This window comes from Pelosinus sp. UFO1 (genome assembly GCF_000725345.1).
Lineage (GTDB): Bacteria > Bacillota > Negativicutes > DSM-13327 > DSM-13327 > Pelosinus.
Genome location: NZ_CP008852.1, coordinates 2,564,050 through 2,582,574 on the forward strand (window position 1 = coordinate 2,564,050; position 18,525 = coordinate 2,582,574).

An 18,525-nucleotide genomic window follows, 5' to 3' on the forward strand; every position below is an offset into this window, starting at 1 on the left:
CAACTTCAAAACTTATTATTTTTAACCTCTACAATATGAACGATTTCAGCAACAAAATCTCCAATCCCTGGTATATTTAGCAAGATAATTTGATGCAATAAATTTAATACCAGGGCAAAAATAACAGTAGCTCCAATCGCTATCCCTAGCCCCCTTGCTAGTCCAGCAATTAAGTTTATTAAAATAAGCTTACCTGGACGTTCTAATAGTTCCATATATTCAGCAATACGTAATGACTCTAAATGACGTACTAACTTTTCTAACTGTTTATGAATTACATCCTTTTTTTCCACAAAACATTCCTCCATTTATATCATCTCCATAAGATTAAAAAAAAACCGGAATAAAAATTCCGGTTTTTAAATTACAATTATAATTTTTCAACTACTGAACTACAGCGCTTGCATAATGTTTTATGTTCTTGCATGTTACCTACAGTATCACTATAAATCCAGCAACGTTCGCATTTTTCGCCTTCCGCTTGTGATACGTCAATTGTCAAAGCCATATCTTCTACTTGGTAAGCGTTTTCTGGAGCTTTACTCCTATCTTCTACAACTACTACCTTTGACACAATTAGAATATTGGCCCACTCTTCACTCATAGCAGATAACTGAGTAAAGACCTGTCCATCGGCATAAACAACAACTACCGCATCTAGAGAGTGTCCGATTACCTTATTACGGCGAGCCGTTTCTAATGCTTTTGTAATCTCACTACGCATTGCCAAGATTGAAGTCCACTTAGCTTCTAATTCCGCGTTTAAATATTCGCCATGAGCAATTGGCCAATTCGCTAATTGTACGCTTTCCGGCATATTTTGTTCTCTATGCATATGTTGCCAAACTTCTTCAGAGGTAAATGTAAGAACTGGGGAAACGAGACGAACTAACGTATTCAGTATTTCATACATGACAGTTTGAGCTGCACGTCTTTCTACTGAAGCAGGTAGAGCTGTATACACCCGATCCTTTAAAATATCCAAGTAGATTGAACTTAAGTCTACCGTACAAAAGTTATGTACCGTATGATAAATTAAATGAAATTCGTAATCTTCATAGGCTTTCGTAACTTTTTCACGAACTTGCTCTAACCTTAAAAGAGCCCAACGGTCAATCTCTAACAATTTTTCATAACTAACTTTGTCAGTGTCAGGATTAAAGTCATGTATACTACCTAAAATATAGCGGAAAGTATTACGAATTTTACGATATACTTCCGATAATTGTTTTAAAATATCATTGGAAACACGAACATCTGCTTGATAATCCGCAGAAGCCACCCATAAGCGCAGAATATCTGCACCATATTTTTTGATAACATCTTGCGGGAAAATAACGTTACCCACTGACTTAGACATTTTACGTCCATCACCATCTACTACAAAACCATGAGTTAGGACAGCTTTATAGGGAGCGGTTCCCTTAGTTGCCACGGAAGTTAGCAAAGACGATTGGAACCAGCCTCGATGTTGATCGCTACCCTCTAAATATAAATCAGCAGGCCAAGCAAGTTCACTCTGCTGCTCTAGAACAGACGCATGACTTGACCCACTATCAAACCAAACATCCATAATATCTGTTTCCTTACGGAAGGAATCGTGGCCACAGTGAGAGCAAGTAAATCCAGTTGGTAAAATTTCAGCTGCTGTTTTCGCCCACCAAGCATCTGAGCCTTCTATACGAAACAAATCTTTTACAGCAGTAATCGTCGTATCATTGATTACATGTTCGTTGCACTTTGCACAATAAAAAATTGGAATTGGTACTCCCCACACCCTTTGGCGTGAGATACACCAATCGTGACGGTCTGCTACCATATTATGAATACGATCTTCTCCCCAAGTTGGAACCCATTTGACTTCTTTTATTGCCTGCAGGGCGTCCTCTCTAAAACCATCTACGGATGCAAACCATTGTTCTGTTGCCCGATAAATTACTGGGTTTTTGCAACGCCAGCAATGTGCGTATTGATGTTTCACTTTGCCTTTACCAAGCAGCATGCCACGTGCAGCTAATTCCTTAATCACCGGCACATCCGCATCATGAATTAACATTCCTTCAAAAATGCCACCTTCAGCCGTAAAGCGTCCTGCATGATCCACAGGATTGATAACTGGCAGTCCATATCTAATACCCGTCTCAAAGTCGTCTGGACCATGTCCTGGAGCTGTATGTACACACCCCGTACCTTGTTCAAGGGTAACATAATCAGCTAAGACAATAACTGATTGACGTTCGATAAATGGATGGGTAAAAATTACTCCCTCAAGAGCAGCACCTTTCATTGTTGATAATATTGTGTAATCTTCCAACTTATTATCTTTGGCTACCGCTTCGATTAATTCAACTGCCAAAAGATATATTTCCCCCTGACATTCCACCCACGCATACTCAAGTTCCGGGTGAACAGCAATCCCAACATTAGCTGGCATGGTCCAAGGAGTAGTTGTCCAAATTACGCCATATACATTATCAGCACTTACTCCTACAGGTAAAGTACCTTTACTATCCACCAATGGAAATTTAACATATATAGTATGAGATTTCTTTTCGGCATATTCAATTTCAGCTTCCGCTAATGCAGTCTCACAGGAGGTACACCAGTACACTGACTTTAAGCCTTTGTAAATGTGACCTTTTTTGGCCATTTGTCCAAATACTTCGATTTGCTTTGCTTCATAAGCTGGCCGTAATGTTACATAAGGATTTTCCCAATCCGCACCAATGCCCAGACGTTTAAAATCCTTACGTTGTGTGTCAACAAATTTCAAGGCGTACTCTTTACATTCACGACGTAAGTCTAATGGCTTTAATTCGTGTCGATTGAGTCCCAATATTTTTATAGCAGCATGCTCAATGGGTAAACCATGGGTATCCCAACCAGGTACATAAGGAGTATTGTAACCACATAGCGATTTATATTTCAGAATCATGTCCTTTAGAATCTTGTTTAAGGCATGACCAATGTGAATATCCCCATTTGCATAGGGTGGTCCATCATGTAAAATAAATTTAGGTTTGTCGATCTGAGTTGTACGTTTCTCATAAATTTTTTGCTGCTGCCAATATTCTAGTAATTCCGGCTCCCTATCAGGTAAGTTACCTCGCATTGGAAAATCCGTTTGCGGCAAATTAAGAGTTTTACTATAATCCAAAATAACACCTCCAAAAAAATAAAACCTCTTCATCCCTAAAGGGACGAGAGGTTGTTTCCCGTGATACCACCCTAATGACTGCTTACACAGCCACTCAAAAACGAAATAACGCTCGTCAAACGGCAAAACTTAATTAAGTTTCAGTTTGCAGTTCAGGAGTGATATTCACTATGATTGATTTATTAGGCTCACACTCTTCCTAACTCGCTGCAAAATCACATATCCCAGCTACTGTCTCCATCATTACTTGTATAACTATGTACATATATAACGAATTTTATTATACCGAATTTAATTCTCTGCGTCAAATTTTTCTTACCTATTAATTCAAAAAAATAGTTAACACATGTAACTATTCATCCTCATTGGGTTCACCAAGTATTTCCAACTGAGCCTGTACCAAGGTTCGCATACGAACACGGTATACATCAACTTGCTTCTTTAGATCCTGATACTCATCAGCCATGCGCCTTACTTTATTGGAGGCTTCTTCTGCTAATTTTTGCGCGTTAATTTCAGCCTCTTTCAACATAAGTTCCGTCGTTTTCTTTGCATTAAGTTTGACTTCTTCAGCAGTTTCTTGTGCAATGATCAATGTATTATGCAAAGTAGTCTCCATATGCTGAAACTGCTCTAATTTACCTGTAAGTCTATCAATACTTTCTTTTAATTCAATGTTTTCTCGATATAGCTGTTCATAGTCTTTTATTACGCGATCGAGGAACTCATCTACATCATCTTCATTATACCCTCGGAAACTTCTTTTAAACTCTTTATTATGAATATCTAATGGGGTTAACATGTATTATACCTCCACCTATCTATATAAATCGTTTTAACAAAATACTGATTCGCCCTTTTTTAGTTTGACCTAATACTTCACAAACTTCAACACGCCCACGGCCACGCATAGAAATAATATCTTTTTCTTTAATATTTTGGGCACTATTTTTGCTTTCTTGCCAATTAACTTTTAATTTACCAGCCACAATCTCGTCAGCCATCCTGCTACGAGAAGTCCCAAAGCCTGCTGCTGCAATAACATCAAGCCTAAGAGAAGCTACTGTTGTCTTAATTTCTTTCATTTTTTCTTCTTTAGGAACAATTGCAGATAGTTCTAGCTGGGAAACAACTATAGGTGCCGCACCAATCTTATTAAAGTTTTGCATAATAAAATTTAACAAGGAAGCATCCGCAAGGATTTGGCAGCCTTGTCCGCACATTATGATGTCACCAAGTATTTCCCGTTTAATACCAAGACCCATTAATGCTCCCAGTACATCTCGATGAGTAATTTCATAATATCTTTCATCCCATTTTGCCGCTAAGACTTCTAGCCCAAAGTCAGGATTTCCTCGAAATTCTTCATTAACAAAAGCAGCTTTTACTCGTTCTGCCCCATTATAACCACCACTTGACAAAAGTTCTAATCGATCATAATGAGCAGCGATTGATTCCGCTATACTATAACCAAATGGATCAAGGAATTCTGTAACCTTATATCTTCGATTACGCAAAGCAGTTTCTGCCAAATCAAGTAGTCTAGCAGCTAAATCACCTTCGCCACTAGCTTGATAATACCGTAGGATTTTTTCCCGTTCATTCATGCTTTTTTTTCCCCATATCTTGTGATCGTTTCGTAGCTGCTTGTACTGCATCAATTAAGGCTGCCCGCACACCATGTTGTTCCAAAGAATGGACTCCCGCAATGGCAGTTCCGCCTGGGGAAGTAACCATATCCCTTAGTTTCGCAGGATGTTCACCTGTTTCAAGAACCATTTTGGCAGCTCCTAATAAAGTCTGGGCTGCCATAATTAACGCATTATTCCGCGTCAAGCCCACCCTTACGCCAGCATCTGTTAAAGCATCAATCATAACAAAAGCATAAGCAGGCCCACTACCCGATAATCCAGTTACTGCATCCATAGCATTTTCATCCATAATAATAGCTCTACCGACAGCTGCAAAAATAGTCAATACTAGCTGACCATTTTCTTCACCGGCATATTGACCCAAGGCAAGAACCGACATACCTTCTCCTACTGCAACTGGAGTATTTGGCATAACCCTAATAATAGGAATTCGCGCTAATTTCGCTTCCAATACTCCAATCGTAATTCCTGCAGCAACGGATACTACTAGTGTTGATGGCAGGAGAAAGGGTGCAATAGCATCTAAAACACTATTTATAATCTGAGGTTTTACTGTTAAGAACAATATATTTGAGGTTTTTATGATTTCCTGGATATTTAAGGTTGTATTAATACCAAATCGATCAGCCATATGATCTAAGCGATCTCGTGTTACGTCATTCGCAGTAATTTGACTTGGCATCACTAATCCAGCTTTTAATATTCCATCAATCAATGATTCAGCAATCGCTCCGCTACCAATGAATCCAATCTTTTTATCTTGCAACATCTTCCAAATCCCCCATTTTTAAAAAACCTATTTATTCCATGGCAAAAACTCTTTATCGCTACCTTCTTCATGAGGGCTATAAGTAACATCCACGTTATTAGGAGCACATAAAAAGATATTATTCCCAATTTTTTGTATACTTCCTGCTAAAGCATAAGTAGTTCCACTGATAAAATCAATCATACGTTTGGCAACTTCTTTATCACAGTTTTCAAAATTCACTACCACTGGCTTGCGATTTTTCAGATGATCCGCAACATGCTGGGCATCATCAAAGGCAAAGGGCTCAACCACCATTACTTTCATTTGCTTTTGAGCCGTAGGCAGATTAACGATATTGCCACCTTTTTTCCCTTTTGCTAATTCATATTCTTCAGCCTTAGGTTTTAGTTCCTCTTCTGCCTCAACAGGTTCAAATAAGCCTAAACTTCCCCAAACCTTTTCCATAAACTTCATCTTTTTTATGCCTCCCTTTAATATTGACGCTGACCAAATATCCCAGTACCAATACGTACTAAATTTGAGCCTTCTTCTACACCTATCATATAATCATTCGTCATTCCCATTGACAACCACTCTATATTTGTATGTGCCAAATTCGCAGTCTTTAGTTCCATAAATAATTCATACATGCTGCGAAATATTGGTCTCACAAGTTCTCTATTTTCATAAAAAGGAGCAATTGTCATTATTCCACATAACCGAACATGCTCTAGGTTACTAATAGCTCGTCCTAACATTAATGCGTCCTTAGAAGATATTCCAAATTTGGTATCTTCATTGGCCATATTAATTTGCATAAGAATATCCTGACGTTTACCAAGGATGCCAGCAACACGGTCAATTTCAACAGCCAATCTTTCGCTATCAACAGAATGAATAATATCAAAGAGTTCTACTGCTTGCCGAACCTTATTGGTTTGCAAATGACCAATAAGATGCCATTCTACTTGATGTCCAATAGTTTGGGCCTTCTTAGTTGCTTCTTGTATTCTATTTTCGCCAATTGCCATTACTCCTGCGGCTATCGCTTCTTGTATTGCTGGAGTTTCATGATTCTTAGTTACAGCTACTAATTTAACAGAATTTCCTATATGTATTCGCGTACTACTTGTCCTATTTACAGCATTTGTAATATTTCCTATAATTTCGGTTAGGTTTTCAGATATAGACATAGTAAATCCTCCATTATATGCATTATTCGCGAATAAACATTAATTTCCTCTTACAGTATATCCTAAACCAAAAAAATATATTGACATTACAATGTTACGTCAAAGATATGCCGACATAATTCCACTTTCTAATTCTAATCATAAAAGGAGTAAATTTCAAGAAAAAATCTTGTAAGCAGTTTGCTTACAAGATAATCGCCGCACCTAATCGACCAGTGTGTCCATTTTCTCGCCGATAGGAGAAAAATAATTCATGATTGCAGGCAGTACATACTCCACTGACTACAATATTTCTATTCTTAACACCTACTTGCTCCAATCCCATGCAATTGGCTCTCCATAAGTCTAGATACCACCTATCACCAGTGGGCCTAACTAGCTTCTCCCAATCTTCGAACTGTTTTTTTAGCTTATTGATTACTACTTCATCAACCTCATAACAACAAGGTCCAATAGAAGGAGCAATACCAACTAAACAATCCTCTGGGTTTGTTCCATAATTAGTTTGCATGGCTAGTACTGCTTTTCCTGCAATATTTTCTACCGTACCTTTCCAGCCCGCATGAACGGCCCCCACAACTCCCTGCACAGGGTCTACTATTAACACGGGAACACAATCGGCAAATAATAGCATTAGAGGAAGTCCTGAAACATTTGTAATAAGAGCATCTGTATTTGGTATTGCTTCATCATAGCTTTTTGCGCCCTTTCCAACATCCTCAGCTGTAATTACCTTTACGTTATCAGTATGAAGTTGTTGTGCTGTTACAATATGATCTGGGTTTATCCCAATTGCATGACAGAATAGTTGACGGTTGGCAACTACATCCTCATCCTTATCTCCTGTATGTAACCCCAAATTTAAGGACTGAAATGGATGTTGGCTCGTCCCGCCCAAACGGCCCGATACACCATGTTTGATAGATAATTTATTAAAATGAGTAAATGTTCCATACCACAATCCATTACTCCCATAATTTAAAGTAAATTTTTCCATCGTACCACCACCCTCTCGTTATTCATTCTTACATACGCCACAACGTGTACATCCTGTAACACATGGAGCAGTAAACTTCTCTAATTCAGCCTCTTTCAATTCTTGCGCTAAGTAAGATGAATCTAATCCCATATCTAATTGTTGCCAGGGTAATATCTCATTCTGTTGATCTCGCTGCCTATATAAATAGTGTTCTTCTGAAAGAAAGTTCGCCTTCATTGCCTGTTTAAACCCCTTACTACCACCCCTTCTATGGGCTTCTAGTAAGGCTACAGCCAGGCGACGATCCCCTCTAGCTAATATAGCTTGAATATAAGCCTCTTTTGGTGACTCAACCAAAACTTCAATACCTTTTCTCTGGCGTAAACTAGAATTAATAAACTTCAGTCTTGCCTCGATCATTGAAACCTGAGCCATCGGCATCCATTGGAAAGGCGTAAAGGGCTTAGGAATAAACGGGTTAACGCTGAGTGTTAATTTCCCTTTACTACCTAGTGACTCCATATATTTTTTTATATTTTCAGCCATAATAACAATCTCTTCAATATCCTGTTGTTCTTCTGAAGGCAGCCCAATCATAATATACAAGCGAATGTGAGGAATACCTGCTTTGATGGACATATTGATCGCATTAAATAAATGTTCATCACTAATCGTTTTATTGATAATACGACGTAAACGAATACTTGCTGCCTCGGGGGCCAGGGTAGTCGTCTTATGCTTACTCACAGCTAACCCATGAATTAAACCCTCTGTAAGGGAGTCTGCCCTCAAAGAGGCCACAGACATATTCATTCCTTGCGCTAAAATCAAATTGCACAACTCATCAATCTCAGGGTAATCAGAAATAGCTGCGCCCATCAAGCCCACTTTATTACGAAACTTTTTTGCCTCTAAAATTGCTGTTTTCAATTTTTCCAAGGATCTGACACGAGGATTACGATAACAATATCCTGCCATGCAAAAGCGGCAATGCCGCCCGCAGCCACGAGCTACTTCAATTAAAAACATATCTCTAAACTCAGTATCAGGAGTTACAATGACCGTTTGTGCCTCATACTTATCTAAGTCCTGAATCCAGCGTCGCCCGACCTGATTCGGTATCCCCTCGGAATGTATAACCTTTTCAATTGTTCCATCTTCTTTGTATTTTACCTGATAAAAACAGGGTACATAAACACCAGAAAGTTGTGCCATTTGGAACAAAATTTCCTGCCGCGAGAGCCCGCGCCCCTTTGCATTGTAATAGGTATCGAGAATCTCATGAATTACCTCTTCCCCTTCACCAATGATGCAAATATCTATGAAATCAGCTAATGGTTCCGGATTAAAGGTAGCACATGGTCCTCCGACTATAATAAAAGGATCTCTCTCACTACGGTCAGCAGCTAATAAAGGTATCTTCCCTAGGGTTAAGATTTGCAAGAAATTAAAATAGTCCATTTCAAAGGTTAAGGAAAAGCCAATTAGAGGGAATTCATATAGCGGCCGCTGTGTTTCAACTGTCATTAAGGGTGTATTGGTACGAACATATTCTGGTTCTGTTTTTTTATCAGGTAAAAATAAGCGTTCACATGCTGTGTCGCCTCTTGAGTTAATTTGCTGGTAAATAATTTGAAACCCTAAATTAGACATACCTACATGGTACGTATTAGGATATACTAGCGCAAAACTCTGCTTCGATCCAGGAGCAAAAACCATTGCTCCCTGTTCCTCAGCTAAGGTTTTTTGTAGTTTTTCTTTTAAAAGCCATGTCAATATGATCACTCCATTTAAAACGCTCTATACTTCTAGACAATATTGATTCTTAATCAAATAAATTACAAATTAAAATCCATTTTTTTACAAATGCGCTACACGTTGCTCCAACTCTTCATGTTTTGCATCATTAAAGCGGTCAATCGTACTTAAATATCCAGTAATCCGCCTAACTCGCTTAATCTCCGACGCGGCGCACACAGGACAAACGTCCTTATCAATCACGCCAAGAAAGCCACACTTTTCGCAAAAGTCAACAGGGAAGTTAATGCCTGCATAACCCATATCCGATTGTTGCATATAACGAATAATCTCTTCTACCGCATCAAGGTTATTAATTGGTGGGGCTGCAAATTCAACATAGCTAATATGGCCTGCATTGGTATACTTATGATAAATGGCTTCTAACTTAATTTTATCATGTACACTAACGGAATAATTCACGGGAAGATGAAAAGAATTGGTATAATACTCTTTATCCGTCACGCCAGGAATTAAGCCATACTCATGGCAATCCATTTTCACAAAACGTCCTGCAAGTCCTTCTGCTGGCGTAGCTAATAAGGTGAAATTAAGTTTAAATTTATCCGTAGCTCTATCTACCTTATTCCGCATAAAGGCTACAATTTCTTCGCCTAAAATTTGAGATTCTTCTGCTTCACCATGATGATTGCCAGTCAAAGCAATAAGTGTTTCAGCTAAACCAATAAAACCAACTGACAATGTGCCATTTTTTATCACTTCGGCGATAGTGTCGTTTGGCTTTAGTTTATCTGAATCCAGGTATAGCCCCTGTCCCATTAAAAATGGCATATCCTTTACCTTCAGTTTAGCCTGCACTTGATAACGGTGTAATAATTGCTCACAAGTTAAATCTATAAGATCTGATAAACTCTGATAAAATTTCATTAAATTTCGTTCGGCTTTAATCGCTAATCTAGGCAAATTTATCGTTGTAAAGCTAAGATTTCCTCGCCCATCCGTTACTTCTGGGCCACATACATTGGACATTACTCTCGTACGGCATCCCATATAACCAACCTGATCGCCATAGGGCTTATTAAATGACGCATCCATAAAACTAAAAGTAGGATTCAGCCTTTGGGAGGCCACTCGAATTGCTAATTTAAATAAATCATAATTAGGGTTACCTTTACGCAGGTTAACCCCTTCTTTCACCCTAAAAATAATATTAGGGAAAATAGGATTTTCACCATGTCCTAATCCCCTCTCATAAGCAAGCAAAAGATGTTTTGTTACCATACGCCCAGCGGATGTAATATCTCCACCCACATTAATACTCGAAAAAGGAACTTGCGCTCCGGCTCTACTATGCATGGAGTTTAGATTATAAATAAAAGCCTCCATAGCCTGATATACTTCCTCTTCCTTGCATCCATCCATAAATGGGGCCATATCACGATCAAAAAAGGCAAAGGATTGACCACCATGCATATCATTTTGTGAACTTTGCAAAATAATGGCGGCTAAAGCTGCTGCTGATGTTGGCCGTTTTGGCGGACGAATAAAACCGTGCCCATTATTAAAGCCATTCTTTAATAATTTTCCAAGAGGGATTTGCACACAAGTTAGTGTTTTTCCATAAAAGTCCAAGTCATGTATATGAATATCCCCTTTGATATGGGATGACGCTATATGTTCAGGAATAAGGCGATTCAAATAATAGGCTTTACTAGCAGCACTAGCAATTTGTAGCATTTTCGCTGAAGGCGAGTTTGATATATTCGCATTCTCCCGATTGGTTTCTACCAATATTTCCGCAACCGCATCCATCAAGTAAGACTGGCCATCTCGCATACGAGTTCGCTTATCTCTATACAAAATATATGCTTTCGCAGTTTTAGCATGTCCCTTTTCAATCAGTATTTTTTCAACAGCATCTTGGACCTCTTCTACACCAAAAGTCCCAGCACTATATTCCTGTTTTAAGAAACGTAAAACATCCAATGTTAATTCCATTGCTAATTGTTTATCTGCTCCACCAACTGCTTTAGCTGCTTTAAAAATTGCTTCTGTAATTTTATTTTCGTCAAATACAACCTCACGTCCATCTCGTTTCTTGATTTTCATAACTACACCATATCCTCACTTTTAGAGTTTTAACTTGCCTATTCCTTATTCTTCATTAATAATTTTAATTCATCCATAAAATTATTAACATCTGTAAACTGACGATAGACGGAAACGAACCGCACATAGGCCACTTGATCCAATTCCTTTAGCCGTCTCATTACCATTTCACCAATCTGACCAGTCGATATTTCCCGCTCCATCGTATTACGAATATCCCGTTCTACCATTTCTCCAACCTCTTCAATCTTGCCAATGGGAATATCTCTCTTTTCACAGGCTCTTATAATTCCAGTTAATAATTTATTTTGTTCAAATATTACACGGCGTCCGTCTTTTTTCACTACGATTAAAGGTGATTGTTCTACCATTTCATAGGTAGTAAAACGACGCATACATTCTAAACACTCACGTCTACGTCGAATTGAATTTCCTTCTTCTGCCCCTCGTGAATCAATAACTCTACTTTCTATACAACCGCAAAATGGACAACGCATAATGTCCCCCTTCCAGATCTATTAACATATTGCTCCCATCAAGATGGTTCTATACTTAACCACCAATTTTAAAGGATCAACAAGCCTTTTTCACTTATGAATCTTTAACTATTTTGTTTTACTAGATGTTGTGTTTTAATATTTACTTTACGCCATATCTTGTGCTTCTCCTGCTAAATTTATTATTATTTTTATTTAATCATAATAAAAAAAATGAAACGATTGCTACTTTTAAAGAATTTGCAATCGTTTTATATTTTTTTATATGTAAATACGACTATTCTTCAACTTTTTACTTATCCAGATGCTTCATATCAGCAAAAGCTGTGGTTTCAACTAAAATAACATCAAACCCTATTTTATTAATTTTATCCCAAGGAATTACAATGTCTTCACTACGACCAAATAACCCTAAGAATCTACCATTTCCTGGCACCACAATCGCTGTTAGCTTACCGCTTTCCACATCGATTTCGATATCTGTGATCGCTCCCATTCTTTTACCATCAACAATGTTGATTACTTCTTTAAGCTTAAGATCTGATACACAATTGGTAATACCTTTCACAACATCCACCCCCCAATACATTCTATGAGGGACAAGAATATTTATGATATATCCGTAGAACGTGAATATCGCTATCCATTCATGGTTCTTTTTTAGATTTTTCTACATATGCTAGACACTCATGACCCGAAGCCCTCCTGACAACATCAGCAGGCGATGATGAACTTTTAATCCCCATTGCCTTGCACCCAAAAGGGAAGTTCTTATCCCAAGTAGTATAAAGATAAATACAGTTACGGCATAAGGGTCTTTCCATTATCATTTCCACCTCTAAAATAAGTAAACCACCAAAGTACAATAACCTTCAATACAATGCCCTTTGTACTGCGTTACTGTACCCTTGTGGTTTGCAATCTAAGTAATTATTTTTACGCTTTATAGTCAATAGTTACCCCGATGGTCCCAGCACTGTGGCTAGCATGATTTGATGATTTTTCTTTCTCTTCCTCAGCTTGTTGATTTTCTTGTTGGGGTTGATGTTTTTTCTTAGGGTCTGGCATATATTCAGGTCTCTTGAATAAACGTATGCGTCCTATAGGCTTAACTCGTAATGTTTTCTCAATTCCTTCGATTGGCAAAATACCTCGATCTCTTTCCAAAACATCATCACCTCTTTAAACCCTTTAATTTATTTAAACATGCTTCTTTATACCTGTCAATCATTTAAGTCTTACAGTTTATTATTTATAAGATTAGGATCAAAAAGTGGCATTTTATCCGTTTGAATCAGCGCATTAACAATTTCTTGTTCAAAGATTGATAATGCGGTCATTTCAACACGCTCAACATATTCAATAAAGGTACAGGACCCTTTTGTTATGGCTTGATAAAGTCCATTTTTTTTATCCTTTCTTTCCATCACGAAACCACGAAATAACCCTTGACACTTTTTCCTTTCATATGTCATATCATCACCTCATAGTAACCTATGAAAAAACAACTTTTAATAGCACTATAGATAGTAAATAAGGTTTAAACTATCCTTTTATGTAATACCAGTAAACAGTAAATATGAAAAGAACACGAACTCACATGTTCGTGTCTTTCTCAAAAAAGTTAAAATTTATACGCAACAGTTGCACGGAAAGAAGTGTTATCTTTCGCTATTGATTCAGTTGCAATATTACTTCTATATAATAAGTTCAATGAGGTTGTTTTATCAAAGGTGTGGTTATAAATATAATAAGCACCTTTTTGACCATTATCCCAATCAGTAGCAATATTGGATTTACTGCCAGTATTATGAGAATACGCAGATAATGTATTTTTACTGTCGAATGCATAACTTACCCCTAGAACAAGGGCGTCATTGTTGGTATCAGCATCTGATCTAAGATAATCAGCTACAAAATTAGCTTTACCAGTAGCATATTGCACATCGGTACCCCAATAAGTTTTATCACTGCCAGCATTAGGATTAGACTTAGCAATGGTACCTCCTACAGTCCATTTTTTTGCTGGACTATAAGAACCATGAAGGGAATAAACTTTGTCTTTAGTAGTTTGATCACTTTTACCAGCAACGAATTGTAATGAAGTCACACCCGATTTTCCATCTACAACTAAACCATCAAGGAAAGACATATTCTCCCCAATATATGACTCACTGCTATAGAGCAGAGCAGTTGGCGTAATTGATACACCTTGACGTCCTAATTTATATTTAAAATCTTTACCTTTGAAGATTATGCCATATTGATCAAGAGTAACTAAACCGTTATTGCCATATTTATTTTGATCAAAATCTGCACCAATTTTGTCGCCACTCAAACTTTGAGCCGCAAAGCGAGCAAATAAGTCTACATTCTTATCTAAAGCAGTTTTAGCATTCAAGCGAAAACTAAATATTCCACCTTGAGTATCGGCCACAGTGTCTTTGGTATTTGAGCGATACTGGGTTTTAATTTGACTATCGAATTCGACAGGTGCGGCAAAGACAGCACCCGCGGTTAGAGCCATAGCGGCAGCAAGAGCAGTTGTTATTATCTTTTTCATTTTAATTCCTCCGACGTTACTTATTCTTCCCCATGGCTCTTGGTACTGCAGATCTCCAGATTTATTTGGCCCCGCCCACCAGCCTATCTTGCAACTACTTCCTAATGTTTATTGATCCTCACCTCCATATCACATAGGAACATTACAAAAAATTAGGTTTTACATTGCATTCTACATATAAATATCAAATTCCTTCTTATCTAAATACATTTGTATTTTTAAATAGTACATTTTCCATTTTTATCTAAAAAAGCAAATTAAATTATCATAAAAGTACTTTCAGGAAACCATAAAATAGATTTAATCTAGCATTCGACTAGGTATAAAAGAACATGATATAATAAACGTAATCCAATTTTTTTCTGCCGAATTAACAATTACAAAAAGGAGGGACATTACTTGAACTTACTAGCTCAACTACTTGAGAAAAAGAAAAAGGCAAATGAGAATAATAAGTCTTTTTTGAAAGCTGCAAAAGGCAAAGCCGGCAATACCAGCCACCAAATTCCTATGAGAAAAACTGGCAGAGGTAAATAATCCTCAATATAAAAACAGATCCTAAATGACAGAACATATGCTCTGTCATTTTTATTTTGCCCTCACATAAAATCATACTATGAATATATTGTCTATCTTTTATGGAGGATAATATGAATGCACTATATGTGAGAGTCTCAACAGATGACCAGGCCCTTAAGGGCTATTCACTAGACGACCAAATCGAGGCATGTCGCAAACATTTATTAGCACTTGGCTCTACCAACGTAGAAGAATATATTGACAATGGCTACAGTGGCGAATTCTTAGAACGTCCAGGCCTTGAAAGGCTACGGGAAGATCTGCAAAAAGGCATAATTAAAACAGTAGCTATTTATGATCCTGACCGTCTTTCCCGCAATCTTACCAATCAATTGATCATTGCTGCAGAAATAGAGAAAGCTGGTGCAACTATTACTTTTGTAACGGGTGACTATGACTCCTCCCCTGAAGGCCATTTATTTTTCAGCATGAAGGGTGCCATATCTGCCTATGAAAAAGCAAAAATACGTGAACGCACCTCTCGTGGCCGGCGAGCAAAAGCAAATAAAGGAAAAATCGTCTTTAATGCTCACCCTTTTGGTTATGACTGGGATAAAAAAAATAGCATGTATATGATTAATGAAGAAGCAGCTAGAACCATACGCTTGATTTATGATTTATGCATTAATCACGGATTTGGGTCTAGAAAAATTGCCTTAGAATTATTGCACCTCGGTGTTGTTGGCATTAACGGACGCCCACTCTCAACCTGTACTGTCTCACGTATACTCACCAAAGAAATGTACCATGGACAACACCATCTATTTAAACAAAAAACCAGTAAAACTGGCCAAAATACACGTGAAATAAAAACCAATCCTCAGGAGTTATGGATTCCCGTCAATATACCAGCTATAGTAACCAGAGAAATATGGGAAGCGGCCAAATGCAAATACAAAAAAATAAAAAATTAGCAAAACGTAATAATAAGCACCGTTACCTGCTGCGAGGATTATTATATTGTGCCCTCTGCGGACGCTCCATGACGGCCTATGCTCGCACTTCTAAACGTAAAACAGGTGACGATGTAATCTATTATTATTATTCCTGCATTTCGAAAGAGTCAAGCTCCTATGCACTTAATGGTACTCCCTGCACATGCCGTAGAATTCCCGTGGATGATTTGGATTCTGCCGTTTGGGAATTTATTATTTCTATCGCCAAAAATAATAGTCAGTTAAAAGATTACTTATATTCCAAAAATAACCTCACTTACTCAAAAGAAATTAGCTACTTAAATAACCTCCAATTAGAACTTAAGAAAAAACAGATGAATACTATGCGCTGGTATCATGAAAACACAATCGACTACGAAACAGCAGAAAAGGCATTAAAGAATATTAACTCAGAATTAGAGACTATTCATACCACCCTTTCTGAATTAACAATATCTCAAGAAAAAGAAAACCAGCTGGTTCTATCACCAGCTGATTTTTTAAAAGCCAAAACCTTTAAAGAAAAACGGAATGTACTCACGAAACTTCCCTATCGCGTCTATGCGGCGCGGCAAGAGGAACATTTTGAGTTCTTTTTTGAAAGATAATTTGCCGTCTCTTTATATTGTCATTTGTGTATCTGATACGTTAAGATCTGACGTCTTTAACATATTTTTGCCTCCTAGCACAACTCTGCTTGTTCCATATATTATATGAGAACAGTGAATAAATGTGCTAAGGAGTAATAAACTCTTCATTTAACATTTTCCTTCCATAATTCAACGAGCTTAAAACGGAATTCAATTTTTCCATCTTGTTGTTCCTGGTTATCCGCATATCCTTGCTGTTTTGGTATAGCGGTCGCATTTGTTATATCAATGAAACACAGGGGAGGAAATAATACGCACCACCAATTTTTCCCCTCTGCCTTACCTATTAAGATTCGTACTGCTTCATATTTTCCAGCTGGCAGCACCAAATTACCATATGCTTTTATCGGAAAATCGAACATTCCAATCTCAATATCTACTGGATACTGAGCGCCATTCTTACTTAAAACTTCTTCACTTATTGTAATGAGCTCTTGTTTATGCGCAACTACAACCTTCTTTGCAGCCTCTTTATTATTGGCAGCTTCTAGGTAAGGTGCCAAATAAGCAATTACTGCATCGCGCACTTTCAATTTTAACTGCTGATCTTCCGTGTTGTCACTGTTAGCCAGTACATGTAAGCGAATTAAATCTTCTTTACCAACAGATACAGGCAAGCTTTCTCTACCCTGTAACGTTAAAAATCCCCAGCCTGCTATTATAAAAAAACCTAAACCTAGTAAACCAAATCCCCATAATAATTTTCTCTTCACAGTAAATTTTCTCCCACCTGTTTATATATATTTACGCATATGACCAAGGGCTGCTTTTTCTAATCTTGAAACTTGCGCTTGCGATATTCCAATTTCATCAGCGACTTCCATTTGTGTCTTACCTTCAAAAAATCGCAAATTAAGAATATGTTTTTCTCTATCGCTGAGCCTGCGTAATGCATCCTTAATAGCCACCCCTTCTAGCCAATTAAAATCCAGTTGTTTATCATCACTAATTTGGTCCATCACAAAAATAGGATCACCGCCATCATGATAAATTGGCTCGAATAAAGAAATTGGTTCTTGAATCGCATCAAGAGCAAATATTATTTCTTCCCGTTGAATTTTGAGCTCGTCAGCAATCTCCTTTATAGAAGGCTCCCGGGAATGTCTGCTGACGAGAGAATCCCTTACCTGCAATGCTTTGTAGGCAATATCCCGCATAGACCTACTAACTCGAATGGGATTATTATCACGTAAATAACGACGTATTTCACCAATAATCATCGGTACAGCATAAGTAGAAAATTTGACGTTTTGCGAAAGGTCAAAATTGTCGATTGCTTTCATTAGACCAATACAACCAACCTGAAACAAATCATCTACATATTCACCCCGATTATTAAACCGCTGGATTACACTAAGAACCAATCGCAAATTGCCATAGATTAATTGTTCTCTTACCGATAGTTCTCCATTTTGTAGCACCACAAACAATTCACGCATTTTAGTAGCGGAAAGCACCGGGAGTTTCGCTGTATTAACACCGCAAATTTCCACTTTATTTATAATCATTTTTTTCCCCCCATTGGTTTCCATAAATCCATTTTAATAAATACCATACATGAGCATTATTGCCATGCATAGTTAGTTTTATTCACAGAACCATCGTAAACATTAATTGACAACACCTATTTTAGCTATCATTAGCAGGATATTTAAGTAAAATTGTAACGATCTACTACCAACAATTGTTACTATTTTTCTGC

20 protein-coding genes and 1 other annotated feature are annotated in these 18,525 nt (G+C 37.6%); of the genes, 3 read left to right on the top strand and 17 right to left on the bottom strand.

The window, feature by feature from the left end:
- Positions 1 to 5 precede the first annotated feature (5 nt).
- The 15 genes from UFO1_RS12065 to UFO1_RS12140 all read right to left on the bottom strand — a co-directional run bounded on the left by UFO1_RS12065 (position 6) and on the right by UFO1_RS12140 (position 14,659).
- Positions 6 to 293 (bottom strand): DUF5665 domain-containing protein, encoded by a 288-nt coding sequence (locus tag UFO1_RS12065; RefSeq protein ID WP_236639181.1) that lies wholly within the window; start codon positions 291 to 293, stop codon positions 6 to 8.
- 77 nt (positions 294 to 370) lie between these two features.
- The gene (gene ileS / locus UFO1_RS12070) at positions 371 to 3,157 is read right to left on the bottom strand and encodes an isoleucine--tRNA ligase (RefSeq protein ID WP_038671084.1); all 2,787 of its coding nucleotides are present in this window, start codon (positions 3,155 to 3,157) and stop codon (positions 371 to 373) included.
- Positions 3,158 to 3,193: 36 nt separating this feature from the next.
- Positions 3,194 to 3,410, bottom strand: a binding site (T-box leader).
- A gap of 99 nt (positions 3,411 to 3,509) precedes the next feature.
- Positions 3,510 to 3,959, bottom strand: coding sequence for a DivIVA domain-containing protein (locus tag UFO1_RS12075; RefSeq protein WP_038671086.1), 450 nt, complete (start codon positions 3,957 to 3,959; stop codon positions 3,510 to 3,512).
- 19 nt (positions 3,960 to 3,978) lie between these two features.
- Positions 3,979 to 4,764, bottom strand: a complete 786-nt coding sequence (locus UFO1_RS12080) for an RNA-binding protein (RefSeq protein WP_038671088.1) — start codon at positions 4,762 to 4,764, stop codon at positions 3,979 to 3,981.
- Positions 4,757 to 5,578 (bottom strand): pyrroline-5-carboxylate reductase, encoded by an 822-nt coding sequence (gene proC / locus UFO1_RS12085; RefSeq protein ID WP_038671091.1) that lies wholly within the window; start codon positions 5,576 to 5,578, stop codon positions 4,757 to 4,759. The genes UFO1_RS12080 and proC overlap by 8 nt, the downstream gene beginning before the upstream one ends.
- Positions 5,579 to 5,605: 27 nt before the next feature.
- A complete protein-coding gene (locus tag UFO1_RS12090) occupies positions 5,606 to 6,034 on the bottom strand; it encodes a cell division protein SepF (protein WP_038671093.1) in 429 nt (142 codons plus the stop codon).
- 17 nt (positions 6,035 to 6,051) lie between these two features.
- Positions 6,052 to 6,753: a YggS family pyridoxal phosphate-dependent enzyme gene (locus tag UFO1_RS12095; RefSeq protein ID WP_038671095.1), complete on the bottom strand. Its 702-nt coding sequence runs from the start codon at positions 6,751 to 6,753 to the stop codon at positions 6,052 to 6,054.
- Positions 6,754 to 6,937: 184 nt separating this feature from the next.
- Complete coding sequence (gene pgeF / locus UFO1_RS12100) at positions 6,938 to 7,750, bottom strand: peptidoglycan editing factor PgeF (RefSeq protein WP_038671097.1); 813 nt, start codon at positions 7,748 to 7,750, stop codon at positions 6,938 to 6,940.
- An 18-nt stretch (positions 7,751 to 7,768) separates the two neighbouring features.
- Positions 7,769 to 9,508: a TIGR03960 family B12-binding radical SAM protein gene (locus UFO1_RS12105; protein ID WP_038671099.1), complete on the bottom strand. Its 1,740-nt coding sequence runs from the start codon at positions 9,506 to 9,508 to the stop codon at positions 7,769 to 7,771.
- Positions 9,509 to 9,592: 84 nt separating this feature from the next.
- The gene (gene nrdD / locus UFO1_RS12110; RefSeq protein WP_038671101.1) at positions 9,593 to 11,599 is read right to left on the bottom strand and encodes an anaerobic ribonucleoside-triphosphate reductase; all 2,007 of its coding nucleotides are present in this window, start codon (positions 11,597 to 11,599) and stop codon (positions 9,593 to 9,595) included.
- A 38-nt stretch (positions 11,600 to 11,637) separates the two neighbouring features.
- Positions 11,638 to 12,096, bottom strand: a complete 459-nt coding sequence (gene nrdR / locus UFO1_RS12115; protein WP_038671103.1) for a transcriptional regulator NrdR — start codon at positions 12,094 to 12,096, stop codon at positions 11,638 to 11,640.
- Between the two features lie 292 nt (positions 12,097 to 12,388).
- On the bottom strand, positions 12,389 to 12,664 hold the full coding sequence (locus UFO1_RS12120; protein WP_038671105.1) for a YlmC/YmxH family sporulation protein: 276 nt from the start codon (positions 12,662 to 12,664) through the stop codon (positions 12,389 to 12,391).
- A 368-nt stretch (positions 12,665 to 13,032) separates the two neighbouring features.
- Positions 13,033 to 13,263 (bottom strand): hypothetical protein, encoded by a 231-nt coding sequence (locus UFO1_RS12130; RefSeq protein WP_038671109.1) that lies wholly within the window; start codon positions 13,261 to 13,263, stop codon positions 13,033 to 13,035.
- Positions 13,264 to 13,334: 71 nt separating this feature from the next.
- The gene (locus UFO1_RS12135) at positions 13,335 to 13,571 is read right to left on the bottom strand and encodes a hypothetical protein (protein ID WP_051788919.1); all 237 of its coding nucleotides are present in this window, start codon (positions 13,569 to 13,571) and stop codon (positions 13,335 to 13,337) included.
- Between the two features lie 149 nt (positions 13,572 to 13,720).
- Positions 13,721 to 14,659, bottom strand: a complete 939-nt coding sequence (locus UFO1_RS12140) for a hypothetical protein (RefSeq protein WP_038671111.1) — start codon at positions 14,657 to 14,659, stop codon at positions 13,721 to 13,723.
- Between the two features lie 399 nt (positions 14,660 to 15,058).
- On the opposite strand from UFO1_RS12140, the gene UFO1_RS25230 reads away from it, so the two are divergent.
- The 3 genes from UFO1_RS25230 (at position 15,059) to UFO1_RS25760 (ending at position 16,781) form a co-directional block, all read left to right on the top strand.
- Entirely contained in the window at positions 15,059 to 15,196 is a 138-nt protein-coding gene (locus UFO1_RS25230) for a hypothetical protein (protein WP_158442810.1), read from the top strand.
- 113 nt (positions 15,197 to 15,309) lie between these two features.
- Entirely contained in the window at positions 15,310 to 16,152 is an 843-nt protein-coding gene (locus tag UFO1_RS25755) for a recombinase family protein (RefSeq protein WP_236639182.1), read from the top strand.
- Positions 16,125 to 16,781, top strand: a complete 657-nt coding sequence (locus tag UFO1_RS25760; protein WP_236639183.1) for a zinc ribbon domain-containing protein — start codon at positions 16,125 to 16,127, stop codon at positions 16,779 to 16,781. Before UFO1_RS25755 ends, UFO1_RS25760 begins: the two co-directional genes overlap by 28 nt.
- Before the next feature lie 146 nt (positions 16,782 to 16,927).
- Here UFO1_RS25760 and spoIIR read toward each other — a convergent pair whose 3' ends face one another.
- Positions 16,928 to 17,536 (bottom strand): stage II sporulation protein R, encoded by a 609-nt coding sequence (gene spoIIR / locus UFO1_RS12150; RefSeq protein WP_038671113.1) that lies wholly within the window; start codon positions 17,534 to 17,536, stop codon positions 16,928 to 16,930.
- 21 nt (positions 17,537 to 17,557) lie between these two features.
- A complete protein-coding gene (gene sigG, locus UFO1_RS12155; RefSeq protein ID WP_038671115.1) occupies positions 17,558 to 18,331 on the bottom strand; it encodes an RNA polymerase sporulation sigma factor SigG in 774 nt (257 codons plus the stop codon).
- Positions 18,332 to 18,525 lie beyond the last annotated feature (194 nt).

Coding starts and splice junctions, on each gene's coding strand:
- UFO1_RS12075 (WP_038671086.1), bottom strand. CDS start 3,959: ATGTTAACCCCATTAGATATTCATAATAAAGAGTTTAAAAGAAGTTTC.
- UFO1_RS12080 (WP_038671088.1), bottom strand. CDS start 4,764: ATGAATGAACGGGAAAAAATCCTACGGTATTATCAAGCTAGTGGCGAA.
- proC (WP_038671091.1), bottom strand. CDS start 5,578: ATGTTGCAAGATAAAAAGATTGGATTCATTGGTAGCGGAGCGATTGCT.
- UFO1_RS12090 (WP_038671093.1), bottom strand. CDS start 6,034: ATGAAGTTTATGGAAAAGGTTTGGGGAAGTTTAGGCTTATTTGAACCT.
- UFO1_RS12095 (WP_038671095.1), bottom strand. CDS start 6,753: ATGTCTATATCTGAAAACCTAACCGAAATTATAGGAAATATTACAAAT.
- pgeF (WP_038671097.1), bottom strand. CDS start 7,750: ATGGAAAAATTTACTTTAAATTATGGGAGTAATGGATTGTGGTATGGA.
- nrdD (WP_038671101.1), bottom strand. CDS start 11,599: ATGAAAATCAAGAAACGAGATGGACGTGAGGTTGTATTTGACGAAAAT.
- nrdR (WP_038671103.1), bottom strand. CDS start 12,096: ATGCGTTGTCCATTTTGCGGTTGTATAGAAAGTAGAGTTATTGATTCA.
- UFO1_RS12135 (WP_051788919.1), bottom strand. CDS start 13,571: ATGACATATGAAAGGAAAAAGTGTCAAGGGTTATTTCGTGGTTTCGTG.
- UFO1_RS12140 (WP_038671111.1), bottom strand. CDS start 14,659: ATGAAAAAGATAATAACAACTGCTCTTGCTGCCGCTATGGCTCTAACC.
- UFO1_RS25755 (WP_236639182.1), top strand. CDS start 15,310: ATGAATGCACTATATGTGAGAGTCTCAACAGATGACCAGGCCCTTAAG.
- UFO1_RS25760 (WP_236639183.1), top strand. CDS start 16,125: ATGCAAATACAAAAAAATAAAAAATTAGCAAAACGTAATAATAAGCAC.
- sigG (WP_038671115.1), bottom strand. CDS start 18,331: ATGATTATAAATAAAGTGGAAATTTGCGGTGTTAATACAGCGAAACTC.